Raw genomic sequence first — 19,714 nt, forward strand, 5'->3', positions numbered from 1 at the left:
TCGGGCATGAGTGAAAAAGCAATCTTGAGCTGTCGCAACCTGGGCAAATCCTACGAGGAAGGCCCGGAGTCGGTAGAGGTGCTGGCCGGTCTGCAACTGGAACTGCATCCGGGTGAGCGCGTGGCGATTGTCGGCACTTCGGGTTCGGGCAAAAGTACCTTGCTCAACCTGTTGGGCGGTCTCGATACGCCGACCAAGGGCAGCGTCTGGCTCGACGGCGAAGAGCTCTCGGCACTGAGCGAGAAGAATCGCGGGTTGCTGCGTAACCGTTCCCTCGGGTTCGTGTACCAGTTCCACCATTTGCTGCCGGAATTCACCGCCCTGGAAAACGTCTGCATGCCGCTGCTGATCGGCAAGACCGCGATCCCGGAGGCGCGTCAGCGTGCCACCGCGTTGCTGGAGCGGGTAGGGCTGGGGCATCGCTTGCAGCACAAGCCGTCGGAACTGTCCGGTGGTGAGCGTCAGCGTGTGGCCATCGCCCGCGCCCTGGTGAACAACCCGGGGCTGGTGATGCTCGATGAGCCGACCGGCAACCTGGACTCCCACACAGCGCAAGGCATTCAGGACTTGATGCTGGAACTCAGCACCTCGATGCGCACCGCGTTCCTGGTGGTGACCCACGATATGAACCTGGCTCGCCAGATGGATCGCGTCCTGCATTTGCAGGAAGGTTGCCTGACGCCCATCTGATTGACCGAAACCCGGCGCGGCTGAAAAGCCCGTCGGGTCTTTTATTTTTATACGGTGCCCAGCGAATGTTCAGACCGTTATCGATCTTTATCGGCGCGCGCTATACCCGCGCCAAGCGCCGCAATCGCTTTGTTTCCTTCATCTCGATGACCTCGATGATCGGCCTCGCCCTGGGCGTGCTGGCGATGATCGTGGTGCTCTCGGTGATGAACGGTTTCCAGCGCGAAATGAGCTCGCGCATCCTCGGCATGGTGCCCCACGCGACCATCGTCGGCGTGAACCCGATCGACGATTGGCAGCCGGTGGCCGCCGCCGCGATGAAAAATCCCGAAGTGACCGCCGCCGTGCCATTCACCGAGATGGAAGGCATGCTCTCTTATAAGGGCGCGATGCAGCCGATCCAGATCAGCGGTATCGACCCGGCGCAGGAAGGCAAGGTCTCCATCGTCGCCCAGCACATCGTCCAGGGGCGTCTTGATGCCTTGAAACCGGGCGAGTTTGGCGTGGTGGTCGGCGAGATCACGGCGCGGCGGTTTCGCTTGAACGTCGGCGACAAACTCACCTTGATCGTGCCGGAAGTCAGCACCGCACCGGGGGGCATCACCCCGCGCATGCAGCGGCTGAACGTGGTCGGTGTGTTCAAGGTTGGCGCCGAACTCGACGGTTCGATGGCACTGATTCACATGGCCGATGCCGCGCAAATGCAGCATTGGCAGCCGAATCAGGTGCAGAGCGTGCGCCTGGCGGTCAAGGATCTGTACGCGGCGCCCAAGGTGTCGAACGACATCGCCAATGGCCTGGGCACGGCGTACAAGGCTGACGACTGGACCCACACCCAGGGCAGTCTGTTCAGCGCGATGAAAATGGAAAAAACCATGATCGGCCTGCTGTTGCTGATGATCGTCGCGGTGGCGGCGTTCAACATCATTGCAACGCTGATCATGGTGGTGAACGACAAGGGCGCGGACATTGCGATCCTGCGCACCATCGGCGCCACGCCACGGCAGATCATGGCGATCTTCATGGTCCAGGGCACGGTGATCGGCATCGTCGGCACCTTGATCGGCGGTGTGCTGGGGGTGATTGCGGCGTTGAACGTCAGTGAACTGGTGGGTTGGCTGGAGCGCGTCAGCGGGCAGCACATCTTCAGCTCGGACGTGTACTTCGTCAGCAACCTGCCTTCGGAATTGCAGGGCGGGGATGTGTTGTTGATCTGCTCGGCGGGGTTCATCTTGAGCTTTCTCGCCACTGTTTACCCTGCCTGGCGGGCGGCGAAGATTGAGCCGGCTCATGCGTTGCGGTATTCGTAAGCGCTGAAATCGCTTTCGCGGGCAAGCCTCGCTCCTACAGGTTTGATGTCGATCCATTATTTGTGTTCGACGCAATCCCTGTAGGAGCGAGGCTTGCCCGCGAAGAGGCCGGACCTGCCGACCTCAATCGCCCCTTGGCAACTCAATCACAAACCTCGTCCACCCATTAGCTGATTCGCAACGAATCTGCCCGCCATGGGCACGGATGATCGACTGGGTAATCGCCAAACCCAATCCTGCATGTTCACTACTGCCTTCCTGACGCGCCGGATCCGCTCGATAGAAACGGTCAAACAGGCGCGGCAGCAACGCCTCAGCAATCCCGTCGCCGCTGTTCTCAACCGTCAGGCTCAACCCTTTGGGCTGATCAACAATCCGCACCCGAACTTCACCGTCGGCCGGGGTAAACCGCAACGCATTGTCCAGCAGATTGGACAGTGCCCGCCGCAACATGCTGCGGTCGCCTTCCATGCCTGCATGGCCATCGCGGGTCAGCGTCACTTGCGCGTCCTCGGCCAGCGGCGCGAAAAACTCCAGCAACAGATCCACTTCCTCCGCCAGTTCCAGCGGTTCGCGCTTGGGCATCAGCAACCCATGGTCAGCTTTGGCCAGGTACAGCATGTCGTTGACCAGTTGGGCCATCCATTGCAGTTCTTCGAGGTTGCTGTGCAGCGCTTCGCGGTAATCCTCGATGGGGCGTGGGCGGGTGAGGGTGACTTGGGTGTGGGTCAGCAGGTTCGACAGCGGCGTGCGCAGTTCATGGGCGATGTCGGCAGAGAAGGCCGAGAGCCGTTGAAAAGAGTCGTCGAGCCGTCCGAACATGGCGTTAAAGTTGTGGGCCATTTCCGCCAGTTCCGGCGGCATGTTCTCCTCCGGTAGCCGTGCATTGAGCGAATGCGCCGACACCCCGCTGGCCACCGCACTCATGCGTCGCAAGGGACGTAAACCGCTACGCGCCGCCCAGGCCCCGAGCAGGGCCGTGGCCAGGGCCGACAGGCCGACGGTCAGCCAGATCAAGCGTTGCATGCGTTGCAGGAAGTGTTGGTGGTGGGTGATGTCCAGCAGCAACGTCAGTTGTGGCGAGTCGGGTTTGTCGAGAAACAGCGGGGCATTCAGGACGCGATAGTCGGTGCCGTCATCGTTTACGGTGGACAAACCCGGTTTTTGCGGCAGCTTTTCGGGCAGGCGCGCCGAACTGTCATACCAGCGCTGGCCATCGCTGCCAGTAATGCGCAGCGACAAATCAGCCTGTCGGCTCAGCTCATCCTGCAGTTTGACTTCGCTTTCATTGGACTGAATGTCGTGCAGCGCCCGGCGCAGGCCAATCAACTTCCCGTCCAGCAACTGCTGATCGAGCTCGATAAAGTGCGCTTCGCTGGCGCGGCTGAACAACACCCCGGCGAACAACGAAACCACGGCGGTGCAGGCGGCAAACAGCAGAGCCAGGCGATTACTCAGGGACAGTCGGCGCATCAGGCGTCGCGCTCTTCAAGCACATAACCCATGCCGCGCACGGTGTGGATCAGCTTGTTGGGGAAGTCGTCGTCGATCTTCAGGCGCAGACGGCGGATCGCCACTTCGATGACATTGGTGTCGCTGTCGAAATTCATGTCCCACACCTGGGAGGCGATCAGCGACTTGGGCAGCACTTCACCCTGGCGGCGCAGGAGCATTTCCAGCAGGGCGAATTCCTTGGCGGTCAAGTCGATGCGCTGACCGTTGCGTTCGACCCGGCGGCGGATCAGGTCCAGGCGCAAGTCGGCCAGTTGCAGGGTTGTTTCCTGAGGCGTGGCGCTGCCGCGACGTAACAGGCTGCGGACCCGGGCCAGCAGTTCGGAAAACGCGAAGGGCTTGACCAGGTAGTCGTCGGCACCCAGTTCCAGGCCGTGAACCCTGTCCTCCACCGCGTCTCGGGCGGTCAGAAAAAGTACCGGGGTGTCGAGGCCAGCGCCGCGCACCGCTTGCAGAATCTGCCAGCCATCGCGGCCGGGCAACATGACATCGAGGATCAGCAAGGCGTAATCGCCGGTCAGCGCCAATTGCTGGCCAGTGCTGCCGTCGGCCACCAGTTCGGTGGTGAAACCGGCCTCGGTCAGGCCCTGGCGCAGGTAGTGGCCGGTTTTGGCCTGGTCTTCGACGATCAGCAGTTTCATGGATAGCTCTGTTTAAGTGGAACGAGCGCTTTATACCGTGGGTGGCAGCGATGCAGGCCAACCTGACAAAGTTGTAATCTGCCTGTCAGGTTGCGGGCAGGCGTGTCAGTTTAGAGTTTTCCACAGGCTGAACCTTATCTTGTTGGAGTACGACTATGTTTTTGCGCAAACCCTTGATGCTGGCCGCGTGTTTGCTGACGTTGAGTGCGCCGGTATGGGCGTCGCCTGCGCAGACTTACGACTTCGGTCAGCCGGCGCCGGCGGCCAGGGCCAGCCGCAGCGTGGAAGTGGTGATGGGCGATATGTCCTTCGATCCGAAGGCCATCGATATCAAGGCCGGTGAGACGATTCGCTTTGTGCTGGTGAATAAGGGCCAGTTGTTGCACGAATTCAACCTTGGCGACGCGGCGATGCATGCCGCGCACCAGCAGGAAATGCTGAAGATGCAGCAAAGCGGCATGCTGACGCCTACAGCCATGAAGGAAATGGACCACGGCTCAATGGCCGGTATGGATCACGGCATGAAGCATGACGACCCGAATAGCGTGCTGGTGCCGCCAGGCAAAACCGCCGAGCTGACCTGGACGTTCACCAAGGCCACCAGCCTGGAATTTGCCTGCAACATCCCGGGTCATTATCAGGCGGGCATGGTCGGCAAACTGACAGTCAGTCAGTAAGCACTCAAAGGCGGGCGCAAAGGCTGATAGAATCCGCTGATTCTTCAGTCAGGTTTCCGCCATGCATCCCGCAGCCGAACATTCGCCGCTGGGCAAATCCAGCGAATACATCGCCACCTACACGCCGTCGTTGCTGTTCCCGATCCCGCGCACCGCGAAATGGGCCGAGCTGGGCCTGACGGCGGACACCCTGCCATATAAAGGCGTGGATTTCTGGAACTGCTTCGAACTGTCATGGCTGTTGCCGTCCGGCAAGCCGGTGGTGGCGATCGGTGAATTCAGCATTCCGGCGGATTCGCCGAACATCATCGAATCCAAGTCGTTCAAGCTGTACCTCAATTCACTGAACCAGACGCCGTTCGCCGACACCGCGAGCCTTGAAGCCACGCTGGTCAAAGACCTGTCGGCGGCTGCCGGTAAACCGGTTGGCGTGCGCATTCGCAGCCTGCGCGATGTGGAAGCCGAAGGCGTCGTCGCGTTGCCAGGCGTGTGCATCGATGACCTCGATATCAGCGTTAGCAACTACGAGCACCCGCGTCCGGAACTGCTGCGTTGCGATGACTCGCGCATTGTCGAAGAGGCGGTGCATAGCCATTTGCTCAAGTCCAATTGCCCGGTCACCAGTCAGCCGGATTGGGGCAGCGTCGCGGTGGAGTACCGGGGTTCTGCGCTGGATCACGCGAGTTTGCTGGAGTACATCGTCAGCTTCCGCCAGCACTCGGACTTCCATGAGCAGTGCGTGGAGCGCATCTTCCTTGACCTGCAACGGTTGTTGAAACCGGAGAAATTGACGGTGTATGCGCGGTATGTGCGTCGTGGCGGGTTGGATATCAATCCGTATCGCAGTACTGAAGACGTGCAGTTGCCGAACCATCGTCTGGTCCGCCAATAGATCTTCTGCTTCAAAAACGAAAAAGCCCCGCTATCGCTAGCAGGGCTTTTTTGTATCTGGCGGCTTCAGATCCCGATATTGCCCAGTGTTTGCACGATGTTGCGCAACGTACCGGCAATGGCGGGGTGTTCGAGTTCGAAGCGTTCGACGGCCAGGTTCACACCGTCGGCGAGGCTGGAGTCCTGGGTCTTGGTTTCGAGCTCAAGCTCAAGTTCGATCTGTTGCATCAGCGCGTGCAGATCGGCGCGCTCGGCTTCGGAAAGCGGCGGATTCTGTTCCAATTGCTCGCGCAGAGTATTGAGCTGTTCTTGCAGTTCGCGGGCAGGCATGGCGTTCTTCCTTTTATCGATAGGCACTGGCATAGACCGCAGCAGCGTGCCAAAGGTCTATGGCTGACCTTTAGATTAATCCACTCTCGGGCAGGCTGCATGATCTCGATCAGGGCTTTTCGCCCTTGAGCCGGCGCAGGCTGATGTCCGCCAGGCAGGTGTCGAGCTCGCCGAGGTGATCGATCACCGAATGCACCCCCAGGCCAAACAGCTGCACGGTCGCTTTGCCACGCAGGTGTTCGCGCTCCTTTTGGCTCAAGGCTTGCCATTCGCTCGGCGCCAGCCCGCACAGCGAACCGCATGACGCCAGGCCAATGGTCCATAAACCGGCATTCAGCCCGGCCTGCAACAATCGCGGTTCGCCGCTGACCAGCACGCAGCCGTCCAGACGCTCGACATTCAACGCCATCAAGGCTTGCCAACAGGCGTTCGGCGCCGGCCAAGGATTGATTGTTGCTGGATGTTGCGAAGGTTTGATCCACGTCGGCAGGCCGGCGGCCAGGGTCTGGCTGAGGGCAGGGGGGAGCTCGTCGAGCCAGGCGCAGGGAATTTGCTGGCGCTGCAGACTGCGCAGGCTGTCGAGGGCGCCGGGGGTGGCTTCAGCGTGCTCGGCAGTGGGCGGGCCGGGCTGACCCGTGCGGGCACCGAAATCCACCAGGCAACCACTGAGGCCGAACAATATTGCGGTCAGGTTTGGCGCGGCGTCGGGCAAGGCTTCGGCATGCGGCATATCAACGTCCCTGAAATAGCGCCAAGGCTAGGGGAGGACAGTGACAGTTGAGTGACATTGATGTGAATCGCTCACAGTCATTTCGCATCATCGGCAGACTGACTGTTAGGGAGCTGCCTAAACCAACCTTTCCGTCTTATACTAGCCGCCTTTACGCTTGGGCCGCGCGCCCGCGCCAGTACAATCCAAGGAGTTTTCTATGCGCTGGAGCAATCAATTCGCTCAGCTATGTATGTGTGCCAGCGTATTGCTGGTTCCGTTTGTTGCCCAGGCAGCTTCGGAAGATGACCCTTGGGAAAGCGTCAACCGCCCGATTTATCAGTTCAACGACTTTGTCGATACCTACGCACTGAAGCCCATTGCCCAAGGCTATGAGTTCGTGACGCCGCAGTTCCTGGAAGACGGCATTCACAACATGTTCCGTAACGTCGGGGATGTCACCAACCTGGCCAACAACGTCTTGCAGGCCAAGCCGGCGGCCGCTGGTGTCGACACTGCTCGCCTCATTTTCAACACCACTTTCGGTCTGCTGGGCTTCTTCGATGTCGGGACCAAAATGGGCCTGCAACGCAGCGACGAAGATTTCGGCCAGACGCTTGGCTATTGGGGCGTCGGCAGTGGTCCGTACGTAATGCTGCCGTTGCTCGGCCCAAGCACCCTGCGTGATGCGCCGTCCAAGTTCGTCGACAGCTACACCGGCCCGTACCGTTACATCAACGACGTGCCTGTGCGTAACTCGATCTTCGGCCTGAACATCGTCGATACCCGGGCCAGCCTGTTGTCGGCCGAGAAGCTGATCAATGGCGACAAGTACATCTTCATCCGTAACGCGTACCTGCAAAACCGCGAATTCAAGGTCAAAGACGGCCACGTCGAAGACGATTTCTGATTTAGCGCGGTAAAAACGAAGAAGGCGGCCATTTGGCCGCCTTCCTTGTTTCTGGATCCTGTTTATTTCATCTTCAAGATTGTAAGCCCGAGTTTCTGGCTGCCACCGTCCTGTTCCTTGACCCACACCACTTCAGTGTCTGCTTCCAGTCCTTTGAGCGCTGCGTGATCGGAGTCGATCCGCACGCTGAGCCGGTCCCCGGCCTTGAACAAACGCGGCGCCTCCACCTGCATGCCACTGCTGGAAAGGTCGATGCAGACGGCTGGCACCTCATCGCCCTCGTGAATCAGCGAGACATCGGCATCGACTCGCATGCGGATGAAATCGCGCTTTTCGCTGTAGTCCCGATCGGTTTGACTCATGGGCTCGATCCTTCCATTGGGTTACGGTTTTGCCTGTTCTTATAACTCCCGGTGATTTGAGAAGTAAAGACGTCAAGCGACCATCGGCGTGAGCTTGAAACGCCCCGCGGATGGGAGTACCGTCTGCGCCTTAGAAGGGCACCTCTGGTAGACCTGTGTGTAGGGCAAACGCTCGAAAACAGTGCAGCAGAGAGGCTAGAAAGCGAATCCAGTAGTGAGAGCCGGGATAAAACCCCTGCCTGCTACGCCAACCTAATTCTGGCGCCGTTTGCCCACATGCCAAAAACCAGTGCCACGCTGCTGATAATCGATGATGACGAAGTAGTGCGCGCGAGCCTCGCCGCCTATTTGGAAGACAGTGGTTTCAGTGTCCTGCAGGCCAGCAATGGCCAACAGGGTCTTCAGGTATTCGAGCAAGACAAGCCCGACTTGGTCATCTGCGATCTGCGCATGCCGCAGATGGGCGGACTCGAACTCATTCGCCAGGTCACCGAGCTGTCGCCGCAAACCCCGGTTATCGTGGTGTCGGGTGCCGGCGTGATGAACGATGCGGTCGAGGCCCTGCGCCTGGGCGCGGCGGATTACCTGATCAAGCCTCTCGAAGATCTGGCCGTGCTCGAGCACTCCGTGCGCCGGGCCCTGGATCGTGCGCGCCTGTTGCTGGAAAACCAGCGCTACCGCGACAAGCTCGAAAAGGCCAACCGCGAACTCGAAGCCAGCCTGAACCTGCTCCAGGAAGACCAGAACGCCGGTCGCCAAGTGCAGATGAACATGCTGCCGGTCAGCCCCTGGACCATCGACGAGTTCCAGTTTGCGCACCAGATCATCCCGTCGCTGTACCTGTCGGGTGATTTCGTCGACTACTTTCGGGTCGACGAGCGTCGGGTAGCCTTCTACCTGGCGGACGTTTCCGGGCATGGCGCCTCTTCAGCGTTCGTCACCGTGCTGCTGAAGTTCATGACCACGCGCCTGCTGTTCGAATCCAAGCGCAATGGCACGTTGCCGGAATTCAAGCCTTCAGAGGTACTTGGTCATATCAACCGAGGCCTGATCAGTTGTAAGCTGGGTAAACACGTCACAATGGTCGGTGGTGTCATCGACGAGGAGACAGGTTTGTTGACCTATAGCATCGGCGGTCATCTGCCGTTGCCTGTGTTGTACACGCCAGACAGTGTTCGTTACCTGGAAGGGCGTGGTCTGCCGGTGGGCCTCTTCAATGAAGCCACCTACGAAGACCACGTGATGGAGTTGCCACCGACGTTCAGCCTGACGCTGATGTCCGACGGCATTCTGGACCTCTTGCCAGAACCGACACTCAAAGAGAAAGAAGCGGCGTTGCCCCAACGGGTCAAGGCTGCGGGCGGCACCCTGGATGGGCTGCGGCAGGTTTTTGGATTGGCCACGCTAGGGGAGATGCCGGATGATATCGCCCTGTTGGTGTTGAGCAGGAATCTTTAATGAGTACCGGTAGAATCCAGTTCGCCGAGCAGGACGGCACCTTCGTCCTCAAGTTCGTCGGTGAAGTTCGCCTGACCCTGTGTTCGGCGTTGGATGCGACTATTGAGCGGATCTTCACGGCGTTGAACTTCAACGCGATCGTGATCGACCTGACCGAAACCCGCAGCATCGACAGCACCACGTTGGGCCTGCTGGCCAAACTGTCGATCCTGTCGCGGCAGAAGGTCGGCTTGCTGCCGACCGTCGTCACCACCCACGAAGACATCACCCGTCTGTTGCAGTCCATGGGCTTCGAGCAAGTGTTCAACATCGTTGACCGCCCGATCCCGTGCCCTGAATGCCTGACCGACCTGCCAGACCAGGATCAGTCCGAAGAAATCGTGCGGATCAAAGTGCTTGAAGCGCACAAGATCCTCATGGGCCTGAACGATTCCAATCGTGAAGCGTTTCATGATCTGGTGAATGCGCTCGAGCGCCATTGATTTCAGGCCCTCATCGCCGCATAACCAGCCAAACACAAAAAAGGGCGAACCCACCGGGTTCGCCCTTTTTGCATTGCGTCGAACTAGATCACAGCTTGGCTTGCAGCAACGCCTCAAGCTTTTCCTGATCGCGGGCAAACTGACGAATACCTTCCGCCAGCTTCTCGGTCGCCATCGCATCTTCGTTGGACAACCAACGGAATTGCGCTTCGTTCAGGCTCAGACGTGCTTCACCGGCATGCCCAGGCGCCAGTTTGCGTTCCAGCTTGCCGTTGTCCGCCGCCAGTTTCTCCAGCAGGTCCGGGCTGATGGTCAGCCGATCACAGCCGGCCAGTTGCTCGATCTGGTTCAGGTTACGGAAGCTTGCGCCCATCACTACGGTTTTGTAGTCATTGGCCTTGTAGTAGTTGTAGATGCGCGTCACCGACTGCACACCCGGATCATCCGCGCCGGTGTAGTCGTTGCCGTTGGCCTTCTTGTACCAGTCGTAGATGCGGCCCACGAACGGCGAAATCAGGAACACGCCGGCGTCGGCGCAAGCCGCGGCCTGTGCGAAGGAGAACAGCAGGGTCAGGTTGGTCTGGATGCCTTCCTTTTCCAGGATCTCGGCGGCGCGAATGCCTTCCCAGGTGGAAGCGATCTTGATCAGTACGCGGTCACGGCCAATGCCGGCCTTGTCGTAGAGCTCGATCAGACGGTGCGCGCGCTTCAATACGGCGTCAGTGTCGAACGAAAGACGTGCATCCACTTCGGTGGAAATACGGCCCGGGACCACTTTGAGGATTTCTTGCCCTACCGCGACGCCAAAACGGTCGCTGGCCAGGCCCACATCGCCCTTGCAGTCGTGAACGCAGGCGTTCAGCAACTCGGCATAACCGGGAATGGCCGCGGCTTTGAGCAGCAGGGAAGGGTTGGTGGTGGCGTCCACGGGTTTAACGCGAGCGATTGCTTCGAAGTCGCCGGTGTCGGCAACGACGGTAGTGATTTGTTTAAGTTGTTCCAGCTTGGAAGTCATGGGCGTGCTCTGTCCTATGGGTCTGTTGACATTACCCGAGCGCTGACAGCCACTCAAGGGCGGGTGTGCGTATCGATGGCCCCAAGGGCAACATCCTGAAAACGGGTGTTTGAATGCAGGGGCGTGGTATCGGTAAATACGATGCCAAATCGGGGCACAGGTTCAAAGCAACTGATCGCTGACGTTGGCGTAACCCGCCTATTTTGCATTGAGCAGGGTCCGTACTGCCGTTTCCGCCGGCTTCGGTTGGCCATCTGCCGTCAGTAGACCGAAATTCTTTTCCCGGTCATTTCCTCCCGACTCGCTGTTCTTCCATTCATAAACAGAGGTCAGCGGGATGTTGAGTTTTTTCACGTCGGAAATGAAGGTGCTGACCTTGCTGGCTTGCCCTTCAGTGCCGCCATTGGAACTGAGCGCCGACACTCCCCATTCGCTGATGACCCCCGGCAGATGGAAGTTCTGCTGAATGAACGCCTGGGCCGCGCTGATCTGCGCACCGGACAAACCATAAGGGTGATAGGAAATCGCACTCAGGCATTTGGGGTATTCACTGACGATCCGGTTCAACGCCACGGTGGACTCGGAGCCCGCGCTCGGGGCTTTCGCGAAGCCGAAGCCGATCAGCGGCGTGGTGGGCGCTTTTGGCGCCAGGGTGCGGCACATGGCGCTCATGAACGGCACGAAGGATGTCTCGAAGTGACCGGTCGGCCAGTACTTTTCCAGGTCGGGCTCGTTCCAGATTTCAATCGCCACCAATTGTGTGCAGTAGGCCTGTTCCAGGGCGAGTACCGACTGGGCGAGGGATTCTCCCGCCCTCGCAAGCTCACTGGCGTCGCCGGTGGTGGTCAGCGCCTCGGTGGCGCGAATGGTCAGCAGTACCGGCAACCCGGCGGACCTGGCCGCCGCGAACGCGTCGCTGACCTGTTTTTGATAAGCCGCGTTACCGAGGTTGTCGGTCCAGGCGCCAAAACGCACGAAGCCGAAACCCGCGGCTTTGATCTGCCCGGCATCGGCGGCGGAGAAATTCTGGATCTTGACCTGCACACCGAAGGTCTTGTCGGCGCTGAGGGCGGGGAACAGTTCATCGGCGTGAACCTGACTGGCACTGCTGAACATCAACAGCGTTGAAGCGGCAAGGCGTTTGAAATGCATGGCGAATGCCCTCTCGTCGAACTGGAAATAACGTTTTTTATTGGTTTTATCCGGTAATTAGTTGGACGCCGCTGAAGTAACCCAGTGCGCCACTGTTATGTTTTGTCGGATAAGCATTGTTAGAAAACGTTCGTTATTTTTGGTCCGGTTATTCTGGTTGGGTGGGTTTTAGGTGTCGTGGTACTTAATACGCTTGTATTTACAAGGCTGATCCGTTTCTGAGTGCGGAATGAACCCTGGGTTCATTCAAATCCCCACTGCGCATTGGTTGGTTCGACATTACACGGGAAGCATTGCCTTGTTCAGAAATATTCTTGTCGTCTGCGTCGGCAATATCTGCCGAAGTCCCACAGCAGAACTGCTGTTGCGCAATGCGCTGGCCACTTCAACCATCGCCGTGACTTCTGCGGGCTTGTCCGCCAGGGTTGGCGAGGCCATGGAGCCTTCGGCGCGCCAGGTTCTGGAAGACCGCGGGCATTGCGCCAAGGCGTTTAAAGCGCGGCAAATCACCCCGGACATCGTTAATGAATCAGACCTGATTCTGGTCATGGAAAAACAGCATGTAACGCAAGTGCTGAAGATGGCATCGCACGCCAGGGGCAAAGTGTTTCTTCTCGGGAAGTGGCAAGGCGAGCGAGAAATACAAGACCCGTATCGTCAAGGAAAAGCAGCTTTTATTCATGCCCATGCATTGATTGAAGATGCTGTTTGCTCATGGGCGCAGCGCCTGGGGCATTGATGAATAATTTTCAGATCAGTAAATGGTAAGAACACACTTATGCAGTTACCGTCAGTAGTCGGCACCCGGGACAACGAGCGAGATGATATTGATCTTCTCGGTATATTCGGCAGTTTAATTGATCAGAAATGGTTGATCGGCGCGCTCACCGGTGCATTTATGCTGACCGGCGTGGCCTATGCCATTCTGGCGACGCCCGTGTATCTGGCAAACGCCGTGGTACAGGTCGAACCGAAAAAGAACGACATGCTCGGTTTCTCCGATCTCAACAGCATGCTCACCGGGCAATCGCCGTCGGTGACCGAGATCGGCATCATCAAATCTCGCGCAGTGATCGGCAAAGCCGTCGACGATCTGCAACTGGACATCGACGTCACGCCCAACACCTTCCCGTTCATTGGCAATTTTCTGGCCCGGCGCTACAAGGGCGAGGGCGTAGCCGCGCCACGTTTTGGCCTGAGCAGCTATGCATGGGGCGGTGAACGCCTGGAGATCGCCCGGCTCAATCTGCCGGAAGAACTGCTGGGCAAGAAACTGACGCTGATTGCCGGTGAGCAGCAGCGCTTCCAGCTGTTCGACGACAACGACAATCTGCTGGTGGAGGGCGTCGCTGGCGAAGCATTTGCGCATAACGGCGTCGAAGGGCGGATCGCGGAATTAAAGGCCAATCCCGGCACCCGTTTCGACGTGGTGCGCGATCCAAGGATCGTCACCATCCTGGATTACCAGGACGCGCTGGACGTGTCCGAGCAAGGCAAGGAGTCGGGCATTATCCGCCTGGCCCTGGCCAGCCCTGACCACGCCCAGGCGGTGAAGATTCTCAATAAAGTCGCCACGTTATACGTGCAGCAAAACGTCGAGCGCACCTCGGCCGAAGCCGCGCAAAGCCTGGATTTCCTGCAAGGCCAACTGCCGCAGGTCAAGCATGACCTGATCAAGGCCAGCGACGCGCTCAACGGTTATCAAACCCGTGGCAAGACCGTCAACATTTCCCTCGAAACCCAATCGGTGCTGGAACAGATTGTCGGCCTCGACACGCGGATTTCCGAGTTGAAGCTGCAACAGGCGGACCTTGATCGCAAGTTCACCAAGCAGCATCCGGTCTATCGCGCCTTGATGACGCAGATCGGCGAATTGACCCGGCAACAGAAAAGTCTGGAGAGCAAGGTCCAGGACCTGCCCGCCACGCAACAGGAATTGCTGAACCTGACCCGCGACGTGGAAGTGGCGTCGCAGATCTACACGCAGTTGCTGAACAAATCCCAGGAGCTGGACATCGTCCGGGCCGGGGCGGTGGGCAATGCGCGGCTGATCGACGCGGCGGATGTCGATAAGACCACCCCGGTCAAACCGCGCAAGGCGCTGATCGTGCTGATTGCCACCTTCCTCGGCGGGTTTGTCGGCGTCGCCCTGGTGCTGGTGCGTAAATCCCTGAGTCGTGGCCTGGAGGGGCCCGAAGCCATTGAGCAACTCGGCTTGCCGGTGTATGCGTCGATTCCCTACAGCGCGCTGCAACAGGAAGAGGACAGTAAAAAACCGCGCTTGAGTGACGCGTCGGGCCGCCAGGCGTTCCTGTTGGCGCTGCGTAACCCCACCGACCTGTCGATCGAGTCGATCCGCAGCCTGCGCACCTGCCTGCACTTTGCCGGGCTGGACTCGACCAACAACCGCATCATGATTTCCGGCCCGAGCCCGCAGGTCGGTAAAACCTTCGTCTCCTCCAACCTCGCCGCCGTGATGGCGCAAAGCGGTCAGCGGGTGGTGCTGATCGATGCCGACATGCGCAAAGGGCATTTGCACAAGACGCTCAACACGCCGATCACCAATGGCTTGTCGGACCTGCTGGTCAAGCGCTGCAGCCTGGAGCAGGGCATCCATCACACCGAGGTCGACAACCTGCACTTCATCAGTCGCGGACAGGTCCCGCCCAATCCGTCGGAGTTGCTGATGCATGCGAACTTCCGTGAGCTGCTGGCACAACTCAGCGACCTGTATGACGTGGTGATCATCGATACCCCACCGCTACTGGCCGTGACCGACGCCGCGATCGTCGGGCGTGAAGCGGCGATCAGCCTGATCGTCACCCGCTTCGGGGTGAACCCCGCCAAAGAGATCGAACTGACGATCCGTCGATTTGCGCAGAACGGTATCCAGTTGAAGGGCGCTGTGTTCAACGGCGTCGAGAAGCGCGCGGCGAGTTACTACGGCAACGGTGGCTACGGCAATTACAACTACGAGTATGCGTCCGACAAGGCTTGATTCGGCGATGGTCATTACCTGCATGGAAATGGGTGGATTGTGAAAAAAATACTGCACGTGGCCGAAACGATTAAAGGTGGCGTGGCCACCGTGATCCGCACGATTTCGGTGCCGCCTGAGGGCGAGGCGGCGAATTATGAACTGGTCTATCTGATCCCCCTCGATCAGAAAAAAGAGCTGGTCGGCATTGATGAGCAACAGATCAGGACCTTCGACCGGACCAAGCGCGATGTGCGCTCGCTGCTGCGTTTCGCCTGGCAGCTGGCCCGGGTGATTTTCAAGGAAAAACCCGATGTGGTGCATTTGCACAGCACCTTTTCCGGGGTCATTGGCCGTTGCGTGTGCCTGCTCCTGCGGCCGTGGCGCTCGCCGAGGATTATCTACTGCCCCCATGCCTTTTCGTTTCTGATGGAGAGTTCGCCGGCCAAGCAGAAAATCTATTCGCTGATTGAACGGCTCTTGCAGAAGGTCACGGACACGATCATTTGCGTCAGCCAGTACGAACTGGACAAAGCCGCGCGCTTTGGCATCGATCGCAGCCGCATGACGTTGATCTACAACGGTATCCATCACAAAAGCGATGAGCCGAAAAGCCAGAGTCAGGCTCCGATCCATCTGCTGTTTGTCGGGCGGCTCGACTATCAGAAAGGGTTCGACGTCTTGCTCAAAGGCTTTGCCGGCGTCCAGCGCACCGACCTGAAACTGACGGTGGTGGGCAGTGCGGTCAACGAGGACACCGTCGATTGCCCGGTGATGCAGGGGGTCGAGTACATCCCGTGGGTCACGCCGGCGGAAGTGAACGCGCTGTATCAGTCGGCGGATGCGCTGATCGTTCCCAGTCGCTGGGAAGGCTTTGCCATGGTGCCTCTCGAAGGGATGGCCATGGGCTTGCCAGTGATTGCCAGCGATTGCACGTCCTTGCCCGAGTTGGTCACCCACGGCGTGACCGGCTACGTGTTTCCCGCCGGGGATCACCAGGCATTGACCCAGCTGTTGGTGAAAATCCAGAAGCCCGGCTTGCTGGCGCTCGGCGTTCAAGGTCGCGAAATGGTCCGTGAGCGGTTCAGTGCCACGTTGATGATCAAGCAGACCTATGCCGCGTATTCCGCCCCCTCTTTTTAAGTAGATATCAGCTTATGAACGTAACTATTTTGCATGGCTACAGCGCCTCCAACTCCGGTGACGGCCTGCTCGTGGACCTGGCCATCGCCCTGGTACTGCGCAACTTCGGTGCCGACACCTCGATCAACGTCGTGGCCTCGGACCCGAAATCATTCAGCTACTTGCCTTACAAGCGCTATGACGCGCCGGTCATGGCAGCCAAGGGATTGGGGCGGGTCAAGCAAGCGCTGTTCCTGGATCAGTCCTACGCCGGCCTGGCGGACCTGTTGAAAACCACGGACTTGATCGTCGGCGTCGGCGGCGGCTACATGCGCTCCAAAAGTGCCTTCGAACACATCAAGTTGAAACTGGGGCACGCCAAGCAACTGGAAACCGCGATCCTGAGCAAAGTGCCGTCGGTGTACCTGCCGCAAAGCATCGGTCCGTTCCACGGTGAGGGCAGCAAGATCGTCGGGGATTACGCCCAGGCTGACGCGGTGTTTGTCCGGGACAATCGGTCCTCGGAGATGTTCGGCACCCATGCCAATGTCTACCGCGCACCCGACCTGGCGGTGCAGGCCCTGGCCAGCAAGATTCTGCTGCAACCCAAGTTCACCCGTTGTGCGCCGACGCCGGCGACGGTCTGCGTGGTGTTGCGCAAACCGCCGGCGTGGAGCAAGGAAAAGAAAGTCGCCTACGTGGCCAACCTGAAACGGCTGCTGCAGCGCTTGAAGAACAAAAGCAAAGTGGTGTGCGCGGTGCAAAGCGCGGTGCGTGGCAATGATGACGGCGCGTTCTATCGCGAGTTGGGCATCACCGAGGATTTGCTGCCGTTGAAGGCGACCCTGGCCAAACATCAGCCGGACCTGGTGATTTCGGTGCGCCTGCATGGCGCCATCGAATCGCTGCTGGCGGGCGTCCCGGCGTTCCATATCAGCTATGAGCGCAAGGGCTTTGGCGCCTATCAGGACATGGGTGTGGAAGACTGGGTGATCAATGGCGGCGACATCAATGTCGACACCATCATCGACACGGTTTACGCGCCGAACGCCTTGTTCCGGTTTGGCCAGCGCTTGACCGACACCTGCCGGGAAATCGAAGCCAAGACCCAGGTCATGGACGGGATCATCAAGGGTATCGTTCGATGATATTTCGGCTACTGCTCCGAGGCGGGGCATTAGGTGCGAAGTTCTTGCTGGTGTTGGCCATCACCCATTACCTGGGCTATGACGCGCTGGGCTTTTACGGCGTGGTAGTGGCCGCGTCGTTGATTGCGTCGAAGTTCTACAGCGTCGGGTTCAGTTCCGAAATCAATCGGCTGATCAGTGTCGGTCGCAGCTCGCGGCTGGTTGTGGACAGAGTCTTGCTGCTGTACCTGGCCGTGGGCGTGGTGTTATCGGTGGCGACGGTCACGGTGTATTCGCTGTTCCAGGGCATCGAAGCGAGTGCCACGCTGATCCTGTGTGTGGCGTTGTTGCTGCTCACCGAGCACCTGTCGTTCGAAATCAATTCCTTCGTGTTTTCCGCGCAGAAAGCCACGTGGGGCGCGCTGCTGTTCTTTATCAAGACCGGCCTCTGGGCGTTGTTGGCCCTGGGCGGGATGATGCTCGGCTGGGTGTCCGACATCGCCAGCGTGCTGTGGTTGTGGGTGGCGGCTAACGTATTGGTGATCGTTGCCGGTTACCTGATTGTGGTGAACGTTCACCGTGGGCGAGTGACCGCGGCCTTGACCACGGCTTCGGTATGGAAGGCTGGATTGCCGTTTTACCTGGGTACGGGCCTGATCGCGTTGAGTCAGTACGCCGAGCGCTTCCTGATTATCGACCTCGAGCCCTACGCGAGTTTGGGCAAGTATGTTTACGCCTGGTCGGCGGCCAACACCTTGCAAGCGCTGTCCTATGCGGTGGTCGCGGTGGTCGGCATTCCCGTGCTCGCCAAGCGTTATCAGCGTGATCAGCAGGCGCTGACCGTGGGGCAGTTGTTCGTGAATAAGTGGGTGATGCGCGCGCTGGTGGTGTCTGGCGGTGTGGCGCTAATGATTTTTCTGTTCTTCAACATCGTGCTCGATTACGTCGCCACGTCGGTGCCGCGTCCCGATAACGCCATCCTTGGCGTGCTGATTTTTTCCTTTGCCCTGCGCGCCGTCGGCGACATCGTCTGGGGTGGTCTGATCGCGTCGAAAAACAGCCGGGTGTCACTCGCCAGTGCGGCCATCTGCCTGGCGGTTTCCCTGCCGGTGAGTTACCTGTTGATCAAGCACTATTCGATTTACGGTGCGGCCTGGGGCAATGTGTTTTCGATCACCGTGCAGCTCGGCGTCATTGCCGTGCTGACCCGGTTTGCCCGCGTGAAGGTGACGGCGTAATGGCGTTGAAATTACCTTCCATCGAGTTTCGCGGCCGACGGCTCGACGCGTCGATCTCGTTCCTGATTCTGTTCACGGGCCTGTTCCTGTCGGTGGCCATGCCGCTGCTGATGCACCGCGATCCCGGCCCCGATGCCATGACGCTATGGTCGTCCTACGCCCGCGCCGACAACTGCAACTTCTGGAACCCGTTCTCGCCGGACCGCTCGTCCTACGAGTGCTCGGCGTACCTGCTGCGACCCACCGGCATCAACCTGACCAATGCCTGGGCCTATGGCATGGCGTGCAACCTGTTCCTCACGGCGGTCCCGGTATTGATGTTCCGGCGCATGCCGCTGACGATTTTTTTCACCCTGTGTTTGTGGGGCGTGGTCCGTTCGTTTTTCCTGGAAAACCTGACCAAGGAGATCATCGTTTCGGTGGCGATGATTTCGATTTTGCTGTTCTCGTTTTCCCGGCGTTATCGCGGCGGATTTTTCTGTTCCGCGGTGATTTACGGCGTGTTGATCCGGCCCTACTGGATTCTGTTTTCCCTGGCCTGGTTCGGCGTGTGCGTGATGAAGAAATACGTCTCGCGCCTGACCTTCTTCCTGATGCTGTTCCTGTTCTACCTGGCCATCGCCACCGCGATTCAACTGGTGGTCGGCTATTCGGTGTCGTCAATTCGCGCCAGCAACAATGAGCTGCGCACGGCGGGCGAGGAGGGTTCGAAGTCGCTGATCGTGTCCTGGATCAGCGGCGGTGACTTCGTGTCCCAAGCGCTGGACTCGATGAGCATCTTTTTCCGCCTGTCGTTCCCCGTAGAGCTGATCCTGCTTTCCGGCCTGGGCCAGATCATCTTCGTGGTGTTGATGATGATGACGTCGTTGCTGATGTTCAAAATGATCACGTCCCGCGACTACAAGGGCGTGCGCATCGACACCAAGGTCAAGGAGCTGATCGCGATTCCGCTGTCCTTTCTGCTGGTGCAGGGCTTGTTCGAACCAGACTTCGGTTCCTTCGCCCGACACTTTTCCATGGTGGTGCCGGTGCTGTTTATGGGCCTGGGTTTGCAGTTGCGCACCAAGAAACCTGCGTTGGTTGAAACAAGAATCCTGAGCTGAGGTTTGTG

Annotated in this window: 20 protein-coding genes; 13 read left to right on the forward strand and 7 right to left on the reverse strand. The window is 59.0% G+C overall.

What is annotated here, in order from left to right; translation table 11 throughout:
* Positions 1–6 precede the first annotated feature (6 nt).
* Positions 7–690, forward strand: coding sequence for a lipoprotein-releasing ABC transporter ATP-binding protein LolD (gene lolD / locus ACY4LX_RS11280; RefSeq protein ID WP_166655989.1), 684 nt, complete (start codon positions 7–9; stop codon positions 688–690).
* Positions 691–755: 65 nt separating this feature from the next.
* A complete protein-coding gene (locus ACY4LX_RS11285) occupies positions 756–2,000 on the forward strand; it encodes a lipoprotein-releasing ABC transporter permease subunit (protein WP_149660487.1) in 1,245 nt (414 codons plus the stop codon).
* Between the two features lie 123 nt (positions 2,001–2,123).
* Here the strand turns inward: ACY4LX_RS11285 and ACY4LX_RS11290 are convergent, their stop codons facing one another.
* Both ACY4LX_RS11290 and ACY4LX_RS11295 read right to left on the reverse strand, forming a co-directional pair.
* Positions 2,124–3,473 carry a heavy metal sensor histidine kinase gene (locus ACY4LX_RS11290; RefSeq protein WP_463259904.1) on the reverse strand — a complete coding sequence of 450 codons (1,350 nt, stop codon included), beginning with the start codon at positions 3,471–3,473 and terminating at the stop codon, positions 2,124–2,126.
* The gene (locus ACY4LX_RS11295) at positions 3,473–4,153 is read right to left on the reverse strand and encodes a heavy metal response regulator transcription factor (RefSeq protein ID WP_463259905.1); all 681 of its coding nucleotides are present in this window, start codon (positions 4,151–4,153) and stop codon (positions 3,473–3,475) included. Before ACY4LX_RS11295 ends, ACY4LX_RS11290 begins: the two co-directional genes overlap by 1 nt.
* Before the next feature lie 155 nt (positions 4,154–4,308).
* Here ACY4LX_RS11295 and copI point away from each other — a divergent pair, with 155 nt between their 5' ends.
* Together copI and queF are read left to right on the forward strand one after the other, a co-directional pair.
* Positions 4,309–4,830, forward strand: coding sequence for a copper-resistant cuproprotein CopI (gene copI, locus ACY4LX_RS11300; RefSeq protein WP_463259906.1), 522 nt, complete (start codon positions 4,309–4,311; stop codon positions 4,828–4,830).
* A 61-nt stretch (positions 4,831–4,891) separates the two neighbouring features.
* The gene (queF, locus tag ACY4LX_RS11305) at positions 4,892–5,722 is read left to right on the forward strand and encodes an NADPH-dependent 7-cyano-7-deazaguanine reductase QueF (protein ID WP_149660483.1); all 831 of its coding nucleotides are present in this window, start codon (positions 4,892–4,894) and stop codon (positions 5,720–5,722) included.
* A gap of 65 nt (positions 5,723–5,787) precedes the next feature.
* Here queF and ACY4LX_RS11310 read toward each other — a convergent pair whose 3' ends face one another.
* Both ACY4LX_RS11310 and ACY4LX_RS11315 read right to left on the reverse strand, forming a co-directional pair.
* Positions 5,788–6,051 (reverse strand): DUF4404 family protein, encoded by a 264-nt coding sequence (locus tag ACY4LX_RS11310; protein WP_149660482.1) that lies wholly within the window; start codon positions 6,049–6,051, stop codon positions 5,788–5,790.
* Positions 6,052–6,160: 109 nt separating this feature from the next.
* Positions 6,161–6,781, reverse strand: a complete 621-nt coding sequence (locus ACY4LX_RS11315) for an HAD family phosphatase (protein ID WP_149660481.1) — start codon at positions 6,779–6,781, stop codon at positions 6,161–6,163.
* A 199-nt stretch (positions 6,782–6,980) separates the two neighbouring features.
* Between ACY4LX_RS11315 and ACY4LX_RS11320 the strand changes: the two genes are divergently transcribed.
* Positions 6,981–7,670, forward strand: coding sequence for an MlaA family lipoprotein (locus tag ACY4LX_RS11320; protein WP_149660480.1), 690 nt, complete (start codon positions 6,981–6,983; stop codon positions 7,668–7,670).
* A gap of 62 nt (positions 7,671–7,732) precedes the next feature.
* On the opposite strand, the gene ACY4LX_RS11325 is transcribed toward ACY4LX_RS11320, so the two are convergent.
* The gene (locus tag ACY4LX_RS11325) at positions 7,733–8,032 is read right to left on the reverse strand and encodes a PilZ domain-containing protein (RefSeq protein WP_463259907.1); all 300 of its coding nucleotides are present in this window, start codon (positions 8,030–8,032) and stop codon (positions 7,733–7,735) included.
* 276 nt (positions 8,033–8,308) lie between these two features.
* Here ACY4LX_RS11325 and rssB point away from each other — a divergent pair, with 276 nt between their 5' ends.
* Both rssB and rssC read left to right on the forward strand, forming a co-directional pair.
* Positions 8,309–9,490, forward strand: a complete 1,182-nt coding sequence (gene rssB, locus ACY4LX_RS11330) for a two-component system response regulator RssB (protein ID WP_123512298.1) — start codon at positions 8,309–8,311, stop codon at positions 9,488–9,490.
* Positions 9,490–9,972 carry an anti-sigma factor antagonist RssC gene (rssC, locus tag ACY4LX_RS11335; protein ID WP_123403442.1) on the forward strand — a complete coding sequence of 161 codons (483 nt, stop codon included), beginning with the start codon at positions 9,490–9,492 and terminating at the stop codon, positions 9,970–9,972. The genes rssB and rssC overlap by 1 nt, the downstream gene beginning before the upstream one ends.
* Before the next feature lie 88 nt (positions 9,973–10,060).
* Here the strand turns inward: rssC and tal are convergent, their stop codons facing one another.
* Positions 10,061–10,987 carry a transaldolase gene (tal, locus tag ACY4LX_RS11340; protein ID WP_123403444.1) on the reverse strand — a complete coding sequence of 309 codons (927 nt, stop codon included), beginning with the start codon at positions 10,985–10,987 and terminating at the stop codon, positions 10,061–10,063.
* A gap of 198 nt (positions 10,988–11,185) precedes the next feature.
* The gene (locus ACY4LX_RS11345) at positions 11,186–12,139 is read right to left on the reverse strand and encodes a glycosyl hydrolase family 5 (protein WP_463259908.1); all 954 of its coding nucleotides are present in this window, start codon (positions 12,137–12,139) and stop codon (positions 11,186–11,188) included.
* A 298-nt stretch (positions 12,140–12,437) separates the two neighbouring features.
* On the opposite strand from ACY4LX_RS11345, the gene ACY4LX_RS11350 reads away from it, so the two are divergent.
* From ACY4LX_RS11350 to ACY4LX_RS11375, 6 genes are read left to right on the forward strand one after another with little or no spacing between them, the layout of a single operon-like run.
* Entirely contained in the window at positions 12,438–12,878 is a 441-nt protein-coding gene (locus tag ACY4LX_RS11350; RefSeq protein ID WP_149660477.1) for a low molecular weight protein-tyrosine-phosphatase, read from the forward strand.
* A 39-nt stretch (positions 12,879–12,917) separates the two neighbouring features.
* A complete protein-coding gene (locus ACY4LX_RS11355) occupies positions 12,918–15,137 on the forward strand; it encodes a polysaccharide biosynthesis tyrosine autokinase (RefSeq protein WP_463259909.1) in 2,220 nt (739 codons plus the stop codon).
* A 39-nt stretch (positions 15,138–15,176) separates the two neighbouring features.
* Positions 15,177–16,259, forward strand: coding sequence for a glycosyltransferase (locus tag ACY4LX_RS11360; RefSeq protein ID WP_463259910.1), 1,083 nt, complete (start codon positions 15,177–15,179; stop codon positions 16,257–16,259).
* A 14-nt stretch (positions 16,260–16,273) separates the two neighbouring features.
* A complete protein-coding gene (locus ACY4LX_RS11365) occupies positions 16,274–17,386 on the forward strand; it encodes a polysaccharide pyruvyl transferase family protein (protein ID WP_463259911.1) in 1,113 nt (370 codons plus the stop codon).
* Entirely contained in the window at positions 17,383–18,603 is a 1,221-nt protein-coding gene (locus ACY4LX_RS11370; protein WP_463259912.1) for an MATE family efflux transporter, read from the forward strand. Before ACY4LX_RS11365 ends, ACY4LX_RS11370 begins: the two co-directional genes overlap by 4 nt.
* The gene (locus ACY4LX_RS11375) at positions 18,603–19,706 is read left to right on the forward strand and encodes a hypothetical protein (RefSeq protein ID WP_463259913.1); all 1,104 of its coding nucleotides are present in this window, start codon (positions 18,603–18,605) and stop codon (positions 19,704–19,706) included. Before ACY4LX_RS11370 ends, ACY4LX_RS11375 begins: the two co-directional genes overlap by 1 nt.
* Positions 19,707–19,714: the final 8 nt, after the last annotated feature.

The organism is Pseudomonas sp. Emmai (assembly GCF_055179735.1).